At 64.6% G+C, this 17,854-nt stretch carries 13 protein-coding genes; 11 read left to right on the top strand and 2 right to left on the bottom strand.

What is annotated here, in order from left to right:
* Window position 1 precedes the first annotated feature (1 nt).
* The 6 genes from D4765_RS12120 (at window position 2) to D4765_RS12095 (ending at window position 6,837) form a co-directional block, all read left to right on the top strand.
* On the top strand, window positions 2–991 hold the full coding sequence (locus D4765_RS12120; RefSeq protein WP_136642560.1) for a glycoside hydrolase family protein: 990 nt from the start codon (window positions 2–4) through the stop codon (window positions 989–991).
* Window positions 988–2,163 carry a serine hydrolase domain-containing protein gene (locus D4765_RS12115; protein ID WP_136642559.1) on the top strand — a complete coding sequence of 392 codons (1,176 nt, stop codon included), beginning with the start codon at window positions 988–990 and terminating at the stop codon, window positions 2,161–2,163. The genes D4765_RS12120 and D4765_RS12115 overlap by 4 nt, the downstream gene beginning before the upstream one ends.
* Window positions 2,164–2,436: 273 nt before the next feature.
* Complete coding sequence (locus D4765_RS12110; RefSeq protein ID WP_201799306.1) at window positions 2,437–3,759, top strand: ABC transporter substrate-binding protein; 1,323 nt, start codon at window positions 2,437–2,439, stop codon at window positions 3,757–3,759.
* Window positions 3,760–3,766: 7 nt separating this feature from the next.
* Complete coding sequence (locus D4765_RS12105) at window positions 3,767–4,729, top strand: carbohydrate ABC transporter permease (RefSeq protein ID WP_201799305.1); 963 nt, start codon at window positions 3,767–3,769, stop codon at window positions 4,727–4,729.
* A complete protein-coding gene (locus D4765_RS12100; protein WP_136642557.1) occupies window positions 4,726–5,682 on the top strand; it encodes a carbohydrate ABC transporter permease in 957 nt (318 codons plus the stop codon). Before D4765_RS12105 ends, D4765_RS12100 begins: the two co-directional genes overlap by 4 nt.
* 105 nt (window positions 5,683–5,787) lie before the next feature.
* Window positions 5,788–6,837 (top strand): LacI family DNA-binding transcriptional regulator, encoded by a 1,050-nt coding sequence (locus tag D4765_RS12095; protein WP_201799304.1) that lies wholly within the window; start codon window positions 5,788–5,790, stop codon window positions 6,835–6,837.
* On the opposite strand, the gene D4765_RS12090 is transcribed toward D4765_RS12095, so the two are convergent.
* Entirely contained in the window at window positions 6,834–8,897 is a 2,064-nt protein-coding gene (locus D4765_RS12090; protein WP_136642556.1) for a glycoside hydrolase family 2 protein, read from the bottom strand. The genes D4765_RS12095 and D4765_RS12090 overlap by 4 nt on opposite strands.
* Window positions 8,898–9,067: 170 nt before the next feature.
* Here D4765_RS12090 and D4765_RS12085 point away from each other — a divergent pair, with 170 nt between their 5' ends.
* Window positions 9,068–10,729, top strand: a complete 1,662-nt coding sequence (locus tag D4765_RS12085) for a sialidase family protein (RefSeq protein WP_201799303.1) — start codon at window positions 9,068–9,070, stop codon at window positions 10,727–10,729.
* Window positions 10,730–10,772: 43 nt separating this feature from the next.
* Here D4765_RS12085 and D4765_RS12080 read toward each other — a convergent pair whose 3' ends face one another.
* Window positions 10,773–12,146 carry an NtaA/DmoA family FMN-dependent monooxygenase gene (locus D4765_RS12080; RefSeq protein WP_136642555.1) on the bottom strand — a complete coding sequence of 458 codons (1,374 nt, stop codon included), beginning with the start codon at window positions 12,144–12,146 and terminating at the stop codon, window positions 10,773–10,775.
* A gap of 521 nt (window positions 12,147–12,667) precedes the next feature.
* On the opposite strand from D4765_RS12080, the gene D4765_RS12075 reads away from it, so the two are divergent.
* From D4765_RS12075 to D4765_RS12060, 4 genes are all read left to right on the top strand, one after another.
* The gene (locus D4765_RS12075; RefSeq protein ID WP_136642554.1) at window positions 12,668–13,831 is read left to right on the top strand and encodes an LLM class flavin-dependent oxidoreductase; all 1,164 of its coding nucleotides are present in this window, start codon (window positions 12,668–12,670) and stop codon (window positions 13,829–13,831) included.
* Complete coding sequence (locus D4765_RS12070) at window positions 13,828–15,159, top strand: acyl-CoA dehydrogenase family protein (protein WP_136642553.1); 1,332 nt, start codon at window positions 13,828–13,830, stop codon at window positions 15,157–15,159. Before D4765_RS12075 ends, D4765_RS12070 begins: the two co-directional genes overlap by 4 nt.
* Window positions 15,160–15,231: 72 nt before the next feature.
* A complete protein-coding gene (locus D4765_RS12065; protein WP_136642552.1) occupies window positions 15,232–16,887 on the top strand; it encodes an ABC transporter substrate-binding protein in 1,656 nt (551 codons plus the stop codon).
* Between the two features lie 12 nt (window positions 16,888–16,899).
* Complete coding sequence (locus D4765_RS12060; RefSeq protein WP_136642551.1) at window positions 16,900–17,853, top strand: ABC transporter permease; 954 nt, start codon at window positions 16,900–16,902, stop codon at window positions 17,851–17,853.
* Window position 17,854 lies beyond the last annotated feature (1 nt).

The following is a 17,854-nucleotide window of genomic DNA, read 5'->3' as shown; positions in this document are numbered from 1 at the left end:
GATGACCTTCTCTCTGCCCCACCACTGGGTCTGGGACTTCTGGACGGTACTCGACGATGGCACCGTGCACCTGTTCTATCTGCACGCCCCGCACTCGCTCGGTGACCCCGAACTCCGCCACCGCAATGCTTCTATCGGCCATGCGACCTCGACCGACTTCATCAACTGGACCGACCGCGGTGTCGTTCTGGGTCACGGCGCAGAAGGCGACGCCGATGAGTCTGCCACCTGGACCGGCAGCGTTTTTCGGGGGCCCGACGGAGTCTGGCGCATGTACTACACCGGCTCACGATTTCTCTCCCCGACAGAGACGACCAACATCGAGACCGTTCTGCTCGCGACATCCACCGACCTTCACACCTGGTTGAAACAGCCCGAAACCGCTCTCAGCGCTTCTCTGCCGTGGTATGAGACCCTTGCCGACGGTACGTGGCGGGAGGAGGCCTGGCGCGACCCGTGGATCGAGGTCGACCCGGCCGGCAATGGATGGCACATGCTCATCACCGCGAGGGCCCGCGCGCTGCCCGCCGGGGCCGATTCGTTGGATCGCGGAGTAATCGGTCACGCCGTTTCGGGTGACCTCGCCACGTGGAGGGCCCGCGAGCCCCTCAGCAGCGCCGGCGCGGGATTCGCCCACCTCGAAGTGCTCCAGCTCGCCGTGGTCGAGGGGCGCGAGGTGCTGGTGTTCTCCTGCGATTCCGCTCATCTCGTCGGGCAGCGCGCTGGGTCGAAGGGCGGTATCTGGGCAGTACCGATCGTGAGTGGCTCGCTGTTCACCGGCGAGCTCGTCGACCTCGACAGGGCGCAACTGGTGGTGGGTGAGGAGCTCTACGCCGGTAGGATCGTGCAAACAGCCAACGGCGCCGCACTACTCGGGTTCGAGAACGAAGGGCTTGACGGGGCTTTCGTCGGCCGGCTCTCTGACCCTCGACCTCTGTACTTCACCGAGAGTGGCCGCCTCCTCGCCACAGCACAGGAGAGAACCCGATGACAGATTCATCCGCATCTCCTCACGGTTTTGTCGAGGCAGGCTACGAATCGGTGGCTGAGGCGTTCGACCGCGCCATAGCCGATGACACCGGCACAGGAGCCGCGCTCTCGATCTGGCGTGACGGGCGGCTCGTGATCGACCTGGCGGGAGGCGTCGCAGACAGGGCGACGGGCCGTGCGTTCAGTCTCGACACCCCAAGCGTCATCTTCTCGAGCACGAAGGGTCTGGCATCCATTCTGCTCGCCCACCTCGTGCAGGAGGGGCGGCTCGACTACGACGCCCTCGTCACCGACTACTGGCCGGAATATGCGGCTGAGGGCAAGGGTGACACTCGCGTCAGCGCGGCCATTTCGCACCGCGCGGGCCTGTCGGCGCCACGCCGGGACTGGGCCTTCGATGACATTCTCGACTGGCAGCGGGCCACGGCGTTGCTCGCCGAGCAGCAGCCGTTGTTCGAGCCGGGAACAGCCTGGGCCTATCACGCCATCACGCACGGCTGGCTGACCGGGGAGCTCGTGCATCGGGTGACCGGCATGCTGCCGGGTGCCTACTTCGAACACTGTGTCACCCAGCCACTCGGTGTCGAAGCGTGGATCGGGTTGCCGGTCGGTCGTCACGACAGGGTGGCGAGAATGATCGTCGGCGACAGCCTGGCCGCGCTCGTCGCTCAACAACAGGCCGAGCTCGACGCAGGCGGTGCTGTGTGGTCTGCACGCGCCATGACCCTCGGTGGCGCGCTGCCACTCTCGCTCGTCGGCCCCGATCTGGGTTTCAACCGTGCTGATGTGCAGGAGGCGCAGATTCCGGGGGCCGGCGGAGTGAGCACGGCGCATGCCCTCGCCAAAATCTGGTCGGCCGTGGTTGTCGAGACCGACGGGGTTCGCCTTCTGAACGACACGACGATCGCGCGGGCGACTCGGGTGCAGTCGCAGGGAGCACCCTTCTTCGACGTACCAGGGCCGTGGCCGCGGTGGGCTATGGGCTTCCAGCTCGACTCCGAAGCCCGCCGCTACCTCGGCGACACCAGTCTCGGCCACGATGGCGCAGGAGGTCAGGTCGCGTTCGGCGACGTGGAATCGAGAATCGGGTTCGCATTCCTCACGAACCGCATGGAGGCGGTGGACCGGCGCGGAACCGACATCATTGAGGCGCTTCGCCGCAGTATTGCCTAGCATCGTGGCGATGGTGCCGGTTTGTCGGTCGACGAGACATCCTTCGTCTTCAACACCTGGGGGCTGCCTGTAATTCAGACGCTGCGAGATGTCAGAGTCGACGTTGGACTTCAGGATTGCAACGATGCAAAAAGTCGCGTATCTTTACATCGACACAGCCCGCACTGGGCGCGCTCGACTATCAACGAAGATGAGGACAAGCCGATGACCCTGAGGAAAATGAGAAGAACACCCCCACGACCGCGTGCCCGTGCACTGAAGATTGTTCCTCTCGTGACCGCCGTCGTGAGCGTCATCGCTCTTTCTGGCTGCTCCGGCGGTTCGGATGCGTCGGCCACTGTCGCAGCGAGCCCGTCGTCGACGACCACGGCTTCGTGTAGTTCAGGTGCCACACAGTTGACATTCTGGGGTTGGCCGGCCGGGTACGACCTCGCCGTCGATGAGTTCAACAAGACGCACCCCAATATCTGTGTCGCACTTGAAAACGCAGGCGCATCGGCCCAGGAGTACACGAAACTCACCGACGCTCTCAAAGCCGGCAGTGGTACGCCTGACATTGCGACGATCGAGTACTTCGAGTTGCCGTCATTCGAGATCACGAATTCGCTCGTCGACCTCTCGGCCTTCGATCTTGCCTCGGTCAAAGCCACTGCGGCGCCGGTCGCGTGGTCGCAGGTTTCTCGCGGCCCCGCGGTGTACGCCATGCCCGTCGACCTTGGGCCACTTGCGCTTTTCTACAATCAGAAGCAATTTCAGGCGGCCGGTGTTCAGGTGCCGGCGACGTGGGATGATTTCGCCGCCGCGGCCGACACTCTGCACGCCAAAGACCCGACTGTCGCCATCACCAACTTCGATCCAACCAATGCGCAGGCGACGCTCGCTCTCATGCAGCAGAGCGGCGCTTTTCCCTTCACCTACAGCGGTGGCTCTGATCTCGGGATCAACTTCACGGGAGCGAAGCAGACGGCATTCGCCGCGTACTGGCAGAAGCTGATTTCAGCCAAAGAAGTCACCACGGCGGCTGATTTTTCTCCCGCTCAGTGGTCGAACCTCGACAGTGGCGCGAACGCGGCCCGCCTCAGCCCTGCCTGGGGACCAGTGGGCATGCAACTGAGCATCAAGAACACCATCGGCGATTGGAACACGGCCCCCTTGCCGCAGTCGACGGCCGGTCAGACGGCCTCCGGCAACTGGGGAGGCTCGAGTCTGGCCGTGGTGAAGGGCACACCACATGCTGCAGAAGCGGCCGAGTTCGTCAAGTGGTTCGGTGGTTCTGATGCCTCGTGGAAAATTCTGAGCGGCGACGTCGGTGGCGCGTTCCCCAGCTACCTTCCCCTGCTCAACGACACCACGTTCCAGAACAAGACGCTCCCGATCACGGGATCGACGACACCGAACTCGACGTTCGCCACTGCCGCAAAGAGTGTAGAGAATCCGCAGTGGCCGCCGATCATGACGGCTGCGCTCACGCAGTGGACCTCAACGTTCGCTGGAGTCGTCAACGGAGACCAGACGCTGCAGCAGGCCTTCGCCACCTTCCAAGACCAGATGACGACGTACGCGAAGTCCCAGGGTTTCACCGTCACCGGATCGTGACGCACCAGTGACACAGACACTGCAGAACCCGGGGCGTGGCGCTTCACACGATGCGCCCGCCCCGGCCGCGCCCCCAGCCCGGCACATGCCGCGAAAGCGGCGGTCGCACGACCGGTCGGGAATCGCCTTCATCTCACCCGGCATGCTCATGCTGGGCCTGTTCATGCTCGTTCCCACCGTTTACGCGATCTGGTCGAGTCTGTACTCCACCAGACTCATCGGCGGTCGCAGCTTCAGCGGGCTCGACAACTATCTGACGGTGTTCCAGTCGGCAGAGTTCTGGTCGGGAGTTCTGCGCGTTCTTGTTTTCGGCGCGATCCAGGTTCCGTTGACGTTGGCGCTCGCGTTTGCCTTCGCCGCCCTGTTCGACGCGGGGGTCATCCGGGGCAGCAAGTTCTTCCGCACGGTGTTCTTCATGCCCTTCGCGGTTCCCGGGGTTGTGGCGTCGGTGATGTGGTCGTTTCTGCTTCTGCCGCAGTTCGGCCCGTATGCCGAGATTCTCAGCGGTCTGGGTTTGAAAGGGGTGAATTTCTTTTCAAGCGGCATGATCGTACCGACCATCATGCTGATCGTGATCTGGGAGTGGACCGGGTACAACATGACAATCCTGTTCACTTCGCTGAAATCCATCCCTCGAGAGGTTTCCGAAGCGGCGATCATGGAGGGGGCGTCACTGTGGACCATCGTCACGAAGATCAAGCTGCCGATGGTGATGCCGACCATCGTCATGCTGGCGTTTCTGAACTCGGTGGGAGCTCTGCAGCTCTTCACCGAGCCCTCGATTCTCGCCGCCTTTCAGCCGCAGGCCGTGTCTTTCGGTTTCACTCCCTCGCTGTTCGTCTACAACACAGCGGTGGGAAGCGGTCAGTATGAGCTCGGCGCGGCCGCAGCGGTGATTCTTGCATTGATCATCGGTGCCATCTCAGTCGGCGGCTTCCTTGTGCGCCGGAGAAACGGAGAATTCCGATGACAAGCATCCGGCAGTCTGGCCCGTCACCGCAGACCCCCACGAAGCAACGGCGCAGAGCTTCGCAAGCGGCCGACCAGATCGATCCCCGCCTGTACGGCCTGCCGCGCGCGGCAACCCCGGTACTGACCATCCTGGCGGCTCTGTTCGCCGTTTTTGTGCTCGCACCCCTGCTGTGGCTGCTCATCAGTGCAACCAAATCGCAGGCCGACATCTACACCAGCTTCGGCTTCTGGTTCTCGGGGCCGTTCCGACTCTTCGACAACATCGCGTCGCTCGGGCAGAACATCAGCGGCGCCGGTGTTTTTGTGCAGTGGCTCGCCAATACGCTGCTCTACGCCGTCGCAGGAGCGGTGGGTGCCACCATTCTCTCTGCTCTCGCGGGCTACGGCTTCTCGCGCTATCGGTTCCGCGGATCGAATGCCTTGTTCTTCGGCGTGATGGCGACTCTTCTCGTTCCCATTACCTCGATCGCGCTGCCTCTGTTCCTGGTGTATTCGAAGGTGGGTCTCGTGAACTCGGTGTGGGGAATGATCCTCCCGAGCGTCGTATCGCCCGTTGGCATCTATCTGATGCGCACCTACATCGACGCTTCTGTTCCGAAAGACCTCATTGAGGCTGCCCGTCTCGACGGAGCAGGGGAACTCGGCATTTTCGTGCGCATTGCGCTCCCACTTTCGATGCCCGGATTGATGACTGTTCTCCTCATCACCGTCGTCGCGGTGTGGAACAACTACTTTCTACCGTTGGTCATCTTCAGCAAGAGCAGCCTCTACCCCCTGACGGTCGGCCTTTCTGCGCTTTCGCAGGCGTCGCAGAGCGGTTCGAAGGCTGAATTGGTGCCCGTGCTCATCACCGGTGGCCTCGTGACAGTCGTTCCCTTGATAGCGCTCTTTCTTCTGCTCGAGCGATACTTTCGTGGGGGCCTGCTGCAAGGAAGCACGACAGGGCTGTGACAGGGCGCATTCCGAGCGCACACGACCTCGGGTGCGGGATACTACGGGGATGACCTTTCGGCGTCGCTGTAGGGCGGCCGAGCCCAACCATTGCGAGGTGACAGCATGACCGGTTCAGTGGCACCCGCCCGACTTCGGGATGTTGCGGCACGAGCCGGCGTCTCGATTCGCACCGTGTCGAACGTCGTGAACGGCTATGCGGCCGTGTCGAACGAGAAACGCGCCCGCGTAGAAGAGGCGGTGAAGGCGCTCTCGTACCGGCCGAATGTGCTGGCCAGAGGCCTCAAGAGCGGGCGAAGCGGGCTCATCGCTTTGGTTGTTCCGGAACTCGATGTACCGTACTTCGCCGAACTGGCGCGGAGCGTCGTGACGGTCGCGCGCGAGTACGGGTACACCGTTGTCATCGATCAGACCGACGGCGAACCAGACCGAGAGAGAGAACTTCTTCATCGAGACGGTGGAGCCGCTCTGTTCGACGGAGTGATTCTGAGCCCCCTCGCTCTGACGCGCGACGACCTGCCCGCGTTCGACCCGGCCAGGCCGCTGGTTCTCCTCGGTGAGCGCGTGGCCGACAGTACGCACGATCACGTGTCGATCGACAACGTCGAAGCTGCTCGCCTCGCGACAGAGCATCTGTTCTCGATTGGCCGTACGCGGTTGGCCGCAATCGGTGATCAACCCTATGAGACGGGTGAGACGGCTCAACTCCGAACCGCCGGGTTCGTGTTGGCCCATCGAAACCGTGGTCTTGAGCCCGATCCGGCACGGGTCATCCCTCGGCAGAAATTTCACTTCTCAGACGGCGCCGAGGCTATGAAACAGTTGCTCGAGCAGCCCGGAGGGCCACCGGATGGAGTCTTCTGCTTCAACGACCTCGTTGCGATGGGTGCCATTCGCACCATTCTCGATGCCGGACTTCGAGTGCCAGAAGACATAGCGGTGGTCGGCTTCGACGATATAGAGGCTGGTCGTTACCAGACACCGTCGCTCACGACCATTGCGCCTGACCGGGCACGCATTGCACGCCTCGCTGTCGAGAGCATCATGCGGCACCTCGGGGAAGCAGGGAAAGACGGAGGGCCTGCTGCGGCCGTAGAGCTGCAGGCAGGCCACTCGTTGGTCATTCGCGAGAGCACTGTGGGCCGGGCGACCTAGCGCACGACATCAATGAGGCCTCGGCCCACCTCCGCGCCCTCTGATCGCAGAATGACGTGCAGGCGTCTGGCGTCGCCCGGGTCGGGGAGGGCGGTCTCGATGGTGACGGCGTCACTGAGGATGAACGGCTGAGCTACCACGCGACCCGACCGCAGCTCGGTCGACTCGGCTTCGAGTCCGAAGACAGGCCCCCACGCAATGAAGACGTCGACGTCGAGGTCGTCGGCACCGTGATGTGAAACCGCGACGCCGAACGTCACACGCCCGTCGTGGGCGACGATGTCGCGGCCCGGCGCCACGGGCACGATGTCGAAGACGGGGGTGGTTTCGGCATTCGCGTAACGCGCAGGCCTGCCGCCGTCATCTTTCAGAGTTCTCGACGCGTCGACGATGCCCGCCGACTCGTGCTCGATGTCGTTCAATTCGGTCCAGACCCAGCCTGCGATGCTGTCGTGGCGGCGAAGCTCCTGAGTCTGCCAGTGCAGATTCCAGCCGCGGTCAAGCGATGTCCAGCCGCCGCCGAACTCACTGTTCAGAAAGGGAACGTCTCGCGGCACCGATCGCCCGATCATCAGAGCCTTGTCGACCGTCACGTCGACCGCCACGGCCACCGGAAATGTCGGGTCGTCGCTCTCGACGAGCTCGCGCACTTTTCTCGCCCAGCCGCTGGGGTGCTCGTCGTACATGTGCCAGTCGACGAGGCCTGTCTCGAGGTGTGTCCACCCTGAGTTGTCGACGATCGGGCGCGATGAATCCAGCCCTGACAACTCATCGAATGCCGCTCGCACCACCGCCTGTTTTTCGGGGTCGTTGGGCAGATCCCAATCCAAACCCCATTCCTCGTTGTAGAGGCCCCACACGACGATGCTGGGATGGCTGCCAAGTGACTCGGCCATCGGCCGGATCTGGGCCGCGAAAGAACGTGCCGCCGCCGCCGAGAACCGACCCGTCGACGCGGGTTCGGCCCAGACGAGCATGCCCGCCAGATCCGCGTGGTGGTAGAACCGAGGGTCTTCGAGCTTCAAGTGCTTGCGAACCATCGTGAAGCCTGCGTCTCGAGCGATCTCGAGGTCACGAACGAAGGCCGCATCTGTCGGTGCTGTCATGCCGGTCTCGGGCCAGTACCCCTGATCGAGAACGCCGCGCAGGGAAATTCGCCGCCCATTGAGGTAGATACCGTTTCCTCGCGTCTCGATGCGGCGCAGACCCGCGTTGCTCACAACACGGTCGACTCCCGAGTCGGAGGCCACGTCGACACGAACGCGGTACAGGTAGGGGTCGCTGGGGCTCCACAGCCGCGGCTGTGTAACGGTGATCACGTAGCCCTCCGCCAGCGCAGCGGCGCTGATCGAGACAGGCGTCGAGGCCGTATCGGTGTCGACCGAGTCGATCGAGATCTCAACCACGGCGGTGGCACTGTGCTCGCCGCGAACGCGCCCTGTTACCTGCAGGCCTGTCAGATCTGCGGTGGGGGTGAGCACGAGTGCGTCCAAGAACGTTTCGGGCCTGCACTCCAACCAGACGGGCTGCCAGATGCCGCTCGAGGGAGTGAAGGCGCAACTGTCGTAGTCGTCGCGGGGCATGCTGCGTTGTTTGCCGTGCACAATATTTCTCTTGTCGACAGGCGCGTAGACCTCAACCCTCACCTCATGGTCGATATCGCCCGACAAGGCGTTCGTGATGTCGATCTCGAAGTGCGTCGAGCCCCCGACATGCGTGCCGACGAGCACTCCGTCAACACTGACGCTCGCCTCGTGGTGCACCGCGCCAAAGTGGAGCACCACCCGTTCGTCCTGCCATTCGGATGGCACCGCGAATCGTCGGCGATACACGGCACGTTCAAGCCAATGGGCTTCGATTCCCGATGCCGGTGTCTCCCAGGCGAAAGGAACCACAATCGTGGTGTCGAACACGTGCCCGGTTCCCCTCGCAAACTCCCACTCACCGTTGAGTGAGCGCCAACTGTGCGCTCGATCGAACTGGGGGCGGGGGTATTCGCCTCTGGGCACAGTGTCGGTCGGCCCGTCGGCGAGGCCAATGGCGGGAGAAATGGTCGTCATGAAGTTCCTCTTGTAGAAATAGCGGACAGCGGGACAGTATCACGTGGTTTGCATCGTTGCAATAATCTCTTCCCTTCTGGTGGTCGAGGCCCTATCATCAAAATGAGCAAGCTTTGCAACGATGCAAAAAATGCTGCTCGAGTTTCGCAACGACGCGATGAAGGAGACACATGATGGGCACACGTACCCTGCGAGTCAATCGGCGGATGGTGGCGGCTACCGCCGTGCTTCTGGCGCTGGCCGCCGGTGGGCTGTCGGCATATGCCGCTGACGCAGCTACAACCTCGAGCGGCACGCTCTATCACCCGAGCACAGCGAGTGGTTCAACAGAAGATGCGAGCTATCCACGCATGATTCGCCTTCAGCACAATGGGTCGGCCAATGGCACTCTGCTGTCAACGTTTTCGCACTCGGGCACCGGTGTGCCCAAAGCGAACTTCCCCGTCTACCGCTCGACGGACAATGGGATCACCTGGACATCGACGCCGATCAGCACGGTGACCGACACGGTGCACGGGTGGGACCTCGACGGCCCCACTCTGTACGAACTGCCGCAGGCCGAAGGCACTCTGCCTGCCGGAACTCTTCTGGCTTCTGGCACTGCGTGGAACCATGGCGACTACACGCAACAGGCCATCGAGGTGTTCGTCTCGACCAACCAGGGCGCCACCTGGAGCTATCGCAGTTCGTGCGCGAGCGAGACCGGGCAGCCGAACACGATCAAGCACGGCATCTGGGAGCCCGAATTCGACGTCGCTGCCAATGGCCACCTCGTCTGCTACTTTTCAGACGAACGCCCCTCGTCGAACAACTACAACCAGGTACTCGCTCACGTCTCCTCAACCGACGGAGGCGCCACCTGGGGCACCGAAGTGTATGACGTGGCCGTTCAAGACAACGTGCAACGCCCCGGCATGGCCACCATCGTGAATCTGCCCAACGGCAGCTACGCCATGTCGTATGAAGACTGCAAAGACGGATTCGACCCCGACCAGGCCTGCGACGTGTACATCAAGACCTCGTCGAACGCGGAGTCGTGGAATGCAGCCAGTCTCGGCACAAAAATTCAGACCAGCGACAATCGTTTTCTGCTGCACACCCCGTATCTGTCGTGGTCGCCGGCAGGCGGAACGAATGGCACTCTGATTGTCTCGGGCCAACGTGTCGTCGCGGGCACCGACGGCGCTCTGGCGGTGCAACCTGAGTCAGGTCACGTCTTGTTCGTCAATAAGAATCTGGGCGTCGGTGCCTGGCAGGAGATCACCACTGCGGTAACCACCGACCCGACCGGGGGTTACGACGCCGGCGAGACGGCGTGTGCCGGATACAGCTCGCCGCTGCTCGCCGCGGTCTCGGGCTCGAGCTTTCTCATGATGGCCGGCGTGCACGTTGCAACGGGCAAGTGCGAGACGGACTTCGCTTCGGCGAATCTCCCCATCGCGACGGGGCAGATCACCGGCCCCGGTACCATCGCGAAGTGCATCGATGTGAAAACCAACACGTCGGCAGCGGGAAACGCTGTGCAGCTCTACACCTGTGGAGCCGCCAGCGGTCAACAGTGGTCTCTTGAGACAGACGGTACCATCAGGGCATTCGACAAGTGCCTCGACATTGTCGGCAACGCCACGGGCAATTCCGCCAAAGTCGAGCTCTACGGTTGCAACGGTGTGGGCGGCCAACAGTGGCAGGTTCGCGCCGACCACTCCCTCTACAACCCGCAATCGGGCCGGTGCCTCGACGACCCCCAGGCGATCACGGCCGATGGCACCCAACTGCAGATCTACGACTGCAATGGTCTCTCGACCCAGCAATGGCAGACGCCCACGGCCTGACTATGTGCGACGGCCGGCCGACCTGCGGTCGGTCGGCCGATCGCTAACTGTCGACTGAGGGCCCGCTCGGCACGCGAAACGCGGCCCCCGGATGCTCAGCCGGCAGTCGACGGTGCCCGACCCCGAACAGCCTCTCCCTGAGCGTGCTGCCCGCGTGGTCGGTGTTCATCAGCCCTCGTTCGCGCAGCACGGGAACCACCATGTCGATGAAGTCGTCGTGCGTTCCCGTGGGGTCGGGCTGAACGAGAAAACCGTCGGCGCCCGTCTGCTCGATCAGCAGCTGCGCCTGGTCGACGGCCTGCTCGGGCGTACCGATGAACGGCCGGCCCATGACGCCGTTGCTGCGGAACTCTTCGAGAATCTCGCGAACAGTCGGCGCGGGTGCGCCGTTCTCGCCAGAGAACCGTTCGACGTTCGTGCGACCCTGCTCGGTCTTGACGGTGGCGAGCGGCTTGTCGAGATCCATTGAGAGCAGGTCGAGCCCGGTGAAGAAGGCGTAGGCGGCCGCGGCGGTTTCGAGGGTGCCGAAACCGACCATGGTGTCGCGGAGCGCGTGCGCCTCGGCTTCGGTCTCGGCCACGATGAACGAACCGGCGACCAAGAACTTGATGGCGTCAGGGCCGCGGCCGTGGGCGGCTGCGCGAGCCCGGACATCTGCAATCTGGGCTTTCACGAGCTCGGGCTCGCTGGCAAGAAACACGGCCTCGGCATACGTGGCGGCGAGCTCGCGCCCCGTCGACGAGGTGCCGGCCTGAAAAAGCAGTGGTGTTCGCTGCGGAGAGGGCGGCACGGTGAGCATGCCGTGGGCCGAGAAGTAGGGGCCGTTGTGCTCGATCTCGTGCACTTTTGACGCGTCGGCGTACACGCCGTTCACGCGGTCGACCTGCAGGGCGTCGTCTTGCCACGAGCCCTCCCACAGCTTCAGCGACAGGTTCAGGTGGTCTTCGGCGATCGCGTAGCGCTCGGCGTGCGGCAGCATCGTGTCGCCGAAGAGCTTGGCCGACGAGTTCTGGCCGGCGCCGGTCACGACATTCCAACCGAAGCGGCCCTGGGTGAGGTGGTCGAGTGTGGCGAATCGGCGGGCGAGTGACTGCGGGCGCTCGATGGTGGTCGACGACGTGGCGACGAGCCCCAGGTTCGTGGTGGCGAGGGCGAGGGCCGAGAGGATGACCAGCGGGTCTGCGCGCGGAAACTGGATGGCTTTCTCAATGGCGGTGTCGATCACCGCGCCGTTCAGTATGGGGTAGGCATAGTCGTCGGCGAAGAAGAGAAAGTCGATACCCGCCTCGTCGAGGCGTTTGGCCATGGTGACCCAGTGGTCGAGGTTCAGAAAGTCGACCGAGGTATTGCCGGGCAGACGCCACTGGCCGCCGAGTCCGAGGCTCTGGAACATGCCGAGCATGAGGGGTTGTGGCACGAGGGGCTCCTTCGGTGAACGGCAAGCGATTCGAAAGTGAACTGATTGGTTCACTCGCTGGTGGTTCCACCGTACGACGCCCGGGTTTCACGCAGATTTCGGCCCGGTCAACAGTTGCGCCAACACAACCAGACACACACCGACACAACCTGTCACGCGGCCCCATGGGCCCCGGCAGCCCGCTAGATTCGACATCACCGCACAGCCCACTGGCCCCTCACAGAGAGACATCGACCATGACCGCTCGTATCGACAACCGCACTGCCGCGTTGTCGACGGCGGCTGGGTTCGGTCGAATGCCTGCGGTAGCCGATGCACGGGCGGTCAACGCCCGATGTCTCTGTCGCACCCGCTGAGTTCTCTTTCTCCAGCGCAGCGCACGCTGCCCGTAACCTCTCTCGTCTGAGCGCGGTCTTCCCGCCGGCTGTTCATTCCGTGGCGCCCGCCTGCTCTGATTCGCGCACCTCCCACACCTCCCACCCCTCCTGATTCGCTCATTCACCTCGTCAAGGAGTCTCACCATGACCGTCGAATTCATCAGTGCCATCAACGTCAACCGTTCGAACGAACTGAACGGGCTCGCCGACCCGACGCTCGACCCGTCGTATCTGAAGCGCTACGCCCGCGTTCTCGAAGACGGCGGTTTCGACTACACACTGGTGCCCTACGGCTCGCCGGGGCACGACCCGTTCATCATCGCCGCGGCCGTCACGCAGCACACCGAGAAGTTGAAGCCCATCGTGGCGCTGCGGCCGAACACGATCTACCCGACGGTGGCCGCGAAGGCCCTCGCCACACTCGATCAGCTGTCGGGCGGCCGAGCGGTGGTGCACTTCATTGCGGGCGGCAGCGACGCCGAGCAGGCCAGGGAGGGCGACCGCCTGAACAAGGTCGAACGGTACGCGCGGCAGGAGGAGTACATCCAGATTCTCCGAAAGGTGTGGGCGAACACCGAACCGTTCAGCCACACGGGCACCTACTACTCGTTCGAAGACTTCGTCTCGGTGGTGCGGCCGACGAATGGCACGATTCCCATCTCGGTGGGCGGCTCGTCAGACGACGCGTACCGGGTGGGCGGCGCGCTCGGCGACATCTTCGGTCTCTGGGGCGAGCCGCTGAAAGAGACGCAGGAGCAGATCGACCGCGTCGCTGCCCAGTCCCGTCTCGCCGGCCGCAGTGACACGCCTCGCACGTGGGTGACGTTTCGGCCCATCATCGCCCCCACCGAGGAGCTGGCGTGGGAGAAGGCGCACCACGTTCTGTCGACCCTGCAGGAGCGCTCAGGGGCCGCGACGCTCTGGCGCCAGCGCAAGAACAACGGCCAGGCCCCGGCGAACGTGGGCTCGCAGCGCCTGCTCGACATCGCGGCTGGCGGCGACCTGCACGACCGTGCCCTGTGGACCCCGACGGCAACCGCCACGGGGGCGGCGGGGGCATCCACTGCCCTGGTCGGAACACCCGAGACGGTGGCGGCCGCGATTCTCGACTACGTCGACCTCGGCGCCGACCTCATCTCGATCAGGGGCTACGACAACTTCAACGACGCCGTCGACTACGGCCGGTACGTCATTCCGCTGGTGCGTGAAGAGCTCGCGCACCGTGAACGCACCGGTCAGAAGGGCTTGCTGCAGGCCGAGCACCTCGGCGCCTACGCCGAGAACAGCATCGGCCGGGTCTCGGCATGACCGACACCATCGTGCAGCGAGTGGATGCTGTCGGCCGGGCTGGCGAGGTCAGGCCCGGCGAGGCCAGGCCCGGCGAGGCCAGGCCCGGCGAGGCCAGGCCCGGCGAGGCCAGGCCCGGCGAGGTAGGGCCTGGCGACTGCCCGCCCACCTTTCACCCGCCCGCCTTCCGCCTGCCTGTCGCCGACCTCTCTGATGCGGCACTCGCCGCGGTGACGGCGCGGCTCGCGCTGACCGCCGAAAAGTACGACCGTTCGGCCGAGTTCCCCTGGGACGGCATTCGGGTTCTGCACGAAGCGGGGCTGCTGACCGTCGGCGTGGCCGCGCGGTATGGCGGAGACCCGCCGTCGAGCACCGACCTGGTTCGCCTGTTCGAGGCGCTCGGCAAGGGCGATCCGTCGGTGGCGCTGATCGCCGCGATGACCATCTTTCAGCACGTGCACCAAGCGGCGGCGCCGTGGTGGCCCGAGGAGCTCTACGAGAAAGTGGTCGCTGATTCGGCGACCAACGCTGTGCTGCTGAACGCCATCCGGGCCGAACCCGAGTGGGGTGCGCCGGCGCGCGGCGGCATTCCGGCCACCAAGATTCGCCGCACCGAATCGGGCTGGGTGATCAATGGACACAAGGGGTTCGCGACGGGCTCCGAGGGTCTGGCGTACCACCTGGTCTGGGTCGCGACCGAAGACGACGACCCGCTGCTCGCGCACGCCATCGTGCCCGGTACCGCGCGGGGTGTCGAGATCGTTCGAACCTGGGATCACCTCGGCCAGCGGGCGACCAGCACGCATGACGTGATCTACACCGATGTGCACATTCCGTTCGAGAATTTTCGGGGCACGCCGAAGTCGAAACTGTCGCCTGAGGCGGGGGCGGGGGCGGGAGGCGCGAGCGGTCTCGCGGTGAGCGCGCTCTACGTCGGTGTGGCCCGTGCCGCGCAGGAGTTCTTCACGAAGTTCGCGTCCGAGCGCATCCCCACCTCTCTCGGCCGGCCGATTGCCACCACCGAGCGCATCCAGAGTGTCGCGGGCGAGATCGAGACGCAGCTGGTTCAGGCCGAGGAGGTGCTGTTCGGGCTCGCCCGGCGCATCGATGAGGGCGATCAGCAGGCCAGTGAACGGGCCCTTGTGGCGAAGCTCATCGCGACCCGTTCGGCGATCGCCGCGGTCGAGGCCGCGGTCGCCGCCATCGGCAACCCGGGGCTCACCCGGCACAACCCGCTCGAACGCCACCTGCGTGACGTGCTGTCGTCGCGCGTGCACCCGCCGCAAGACGATGCGGCGCTGCTCATCGCGGGGCGACGGGTGCTGGCGACGTACGCCGCTGATCGCTGATCGGCTCCACCCCGCACACGACTGCACACCCACACGCCTACATTCACCCGACTTCACCAGAGGAACACCGCAATGACGAACCACAGACACTTTCGGCACCGAGCCGCCGCTCTTGCAGGGGCCGCCGCCGCCCTGGCGCTGGTCGTGACGGGCTGCGCCGGTGCGGCATCCGGAACCCCGGGCGCGAGTACCGACTCCGCGACCCCCGTTTCGGGCGGCACCCTGAAGGTGGCGTTCTGGGATGACCAGCAGGGCTGCATCGATCCGAACCAGGTGTACTGGATCGAGTCGCGCTCGATTGACCGCCAGATCGCCGACTCGCTGACCGACCAAGACCCCGACAGCGGAAAGATTGTGCCGTGGCTGGCGACGGCGTGGAGCATCAACGCCGATTCGACCCAGTACACCTTCACCCTGCGCGACGGCGTGACGTTCAGCGACGGCGAGAAGTTCGACGCCACCGCGGTGAAGACAGCCCTCGACGGCACTTTCGCGCTCGGCCCGAAGTCGATTCTGGGGCTGACCTACCTCGCTGGCTACGGCTCGACGACGGTCGTCGACCCCACCCACGTGCAGGTCGACTTCACGAAGCCGAACGCGGCGTTCCTGCAGGCGACTTCGACGACCACTCTCGCCATCGAGGCGCCGGCGACCTACCAGCAGACCCCCGAGGCGCGCTGCGCCGGGGCCGTCGTCGGGTCGGGCGCGTTCACGCTCGACAACTACACCGCCGCGAAGTCGGCGCACCTGACGAAGCGGGCCGACTACGCCTGGCCGTCGGGCCTGGTGACGAACCAGGGCGCCGCCTACCTCGACGCGATCGACGTCACGTACATCAAAGAAGACAGCGTTCGAAACGGTGAGCTCACCGCGGGAACGATCGACGTGGCGTGGCCACGCCAGCCCATCAGCGACGCCGACCAGCAGGTGATCACGGCCGCCGGCGACGTGATCGAGTCTCGTGCGCTGCCCGGTATCTCGAGCATCCTTGTGCCGAATGTGACGAAGGGTGGGCCGCTCGCCGACGCGGACGTGCGGAATGCGCTGCAGAAGTCGATCGATCGAACAACCTACGCGTCGACGATCTTCTGGGCCGACTACCCGGTCGTGACGAGCGTGGTCGACTCGACGACGCCGTTCGCCACCGACGAGTCGAAGCTGCTGGCCTACGACCCCGACGGCGCGAAGAAGCTGCTCGACACCGCCGGCTGGGCCGTGGGCGCCGACGGCTACCGCTACAAGGCCGGCCAGGAGCTGACCCTGCACTACCCGCTCACGGTCAGCGGCGCGGGCGAGCAGTTGCTGCAAGACCAGCTGAAGCAGGTGGGCATCAACCTCTCGCTCGATGTGGTGACGGCGGCGCAGAACACGCAGAAGCTCGCCGCGGGCGACTACGACCTGACGGGAACCTACCTGACCCGCGCCGACCCGAGTGTGCTCGGTTCGTCGCTCGACCAGTCGAGTTCGAAGCAGGCGTCGGCCGTGAACAGCCAAGACGCTGCAACGGGGGCGAGTATCAGCGAGCTTTTCGCCACGGGTCTCGAGACACCGGATGACACGGCCAGGGGTACGGCGTACGCCGCCCTCCAGTCGAAGCTCATCTCGACGGGTTCTGCGTTCCCGATCTTCGAGCGGGTTCAGATCGCCGGGGTCTCGAACACAGTGCACGGATTCGCGTTCACGTCGGAGGCCTTCCTCCGCGCGAACGACATCTGGCTCGAGCAGTAAGGAAGGGTGACCGTGTTCGCTCGATACATCTCAGGCCGGGTTCTGCAGGCGGTGCTCGTACTGTGGGCGGCGTACACGGTCACCTTCGTTGTGCTCTACCTGCTGCCCAGCGACCCGGTGCAGCTGCTGCTGGCGGCGGGCAACATCGATGTCACTCAGATCTCGCCCGACCAGCTGGCCGCGCTGAAACACCAGTACGGCGTCGACCAGCCGGTGTACCTGCAGTACGTCAACCAACTGTTCGAGTTCGTGCGGGGCAACTTCGGTGAGTCGATCACGAAGAACGTTCCGGTGGCGCAGCTGTTGGCCCAACGGCTGCCGTCGACGCTGGTGCTGGGGGCCTCGGCCGTTCTGCTGACCATCGTGCTCGGCGTGGGCACGGCCTCGCTCGCGGTGTTCGCGAAGGTGGGGTGGCTGCGCACCGTGCTCTCCCGGCTGCCCGCCATCGGGGTGTCACTGCCGCCGTTCTTCGTGGGGCTGCTGCTGATTCAGGTCTTCGCGTTTCAGCTGAAGTGGTTTCCTGCGAGCGGCGACAGTGGTGCGGCCTCGGTGGTGCTTCCGGCGGTGATGATGGCGATTCCCACGGCAGCCCTGCTGGCGCAGGTGCTGACGCGCAGCCTCGAAGATGCGCTCGACGAACCGTACGTGGTGACGGCGCGGGCGAAGGGGCTCTCTCGTTCGGGCATCCAGTGGCGGCATGCCTTCCGAAACGCGGCGCTGCCGGCCCTCACCCTGCTCGGTCTGCTGCTCGGGTCGGCGCTCGCGGAGGCGGTGGTGGCCGAGACGATCTTCACCCGCAACGGCATCGGCAAACTCGCCCAGGAGTCGGTGCTGCAGCAAGACGTGCCGGTGGTGCAGGCGATCGTCGTCATCGCGGCGGCCCTGTTCGTGAGTATCAACCTCATCATCGACCTCATCTATCCATTGCTCGACCCGCGCATCGTGCGCGGTCACAGCGTGATCTGAC

This window comes from Subtercola vilae, assembly GCF_004923255.1.
Lineage (GTDB): Bacteria > Actinomycetota > Actinomycetes > Actinomycetales > Microbacteriaceae > Subtercola > Subtercola vilae.
The sequence above is the reverse complement of the archived record's forward strand: the minus strand, read 5'-3'. Positions and strand labels throughout refer to the sequence as shown.

Excerpts from the sequence above, each read along its gene's own strand:
- D4765_RS12065 (WP_136642552.1), top strand. The coding sequence starts at position 15,232 with ATGACGAACCACAGACACTTTCGGCACCGAGCCGCCGCTCTTGCAGGG.
- D4765_RS12120 (WP_136642560.1), top strand. The coding sequence starts at position 2 with ATGACCTTCTCTCTGCCCCACCACTGGGTCTGGGACTTCTGGACGGTA.
- D4765_RS12075 (WP_136642554.1), top strand. The coding sequence starts at position 12,668 with ATGACCGTCGAATTCATCAGTGCCATCAACGTCAACCGTTCGAACGAA.
- D4765_RS12100 (WP_136642557.1), top strand. The coding sequence starts at position 4,726 with ATGACAAGCATCCGGCAGTCTGGCCCGTCACCGCAGACCCCCACGAAG.
- D4765_RS12085 (WP_201799303.1), top strand. The coding sequence starts at position 9,068 with ATGATGGGCACACGTACCCTGCGAGTCAATCGGCGGATGGTGGCGGCT.
- D4765_RS12070 (WP_136642553.1), top strand. The coding sequence starts at position 13,828 with ATGACCGACACCATCGTGCAGCGAGTGGATGCTGTCGGCCGGGCTGGC.
- D4765_RS12115 (WP_136642559.1), top strand. The coding sequence starts at position 988 with ATGACAGATTCATCCGCATCTCCTCACGGTTTTGTCGAGGCAGGCTAC.
- D4765_RS12090 (WP_136642556.1), bottom strand. The coding sequence starts at position 8,897 with ATGACGACCATTTCTCCCGCCATTGGCCTCGCCGACGGGCCGACCGAC.
- D4765_RS12095 (WP_201799304.1), top strand. The coding sequence starts at position 5,788 with ATGACCGGTTCAGTGGCACCCGCCCGACTTCGGGATGTTGCGGCACGA.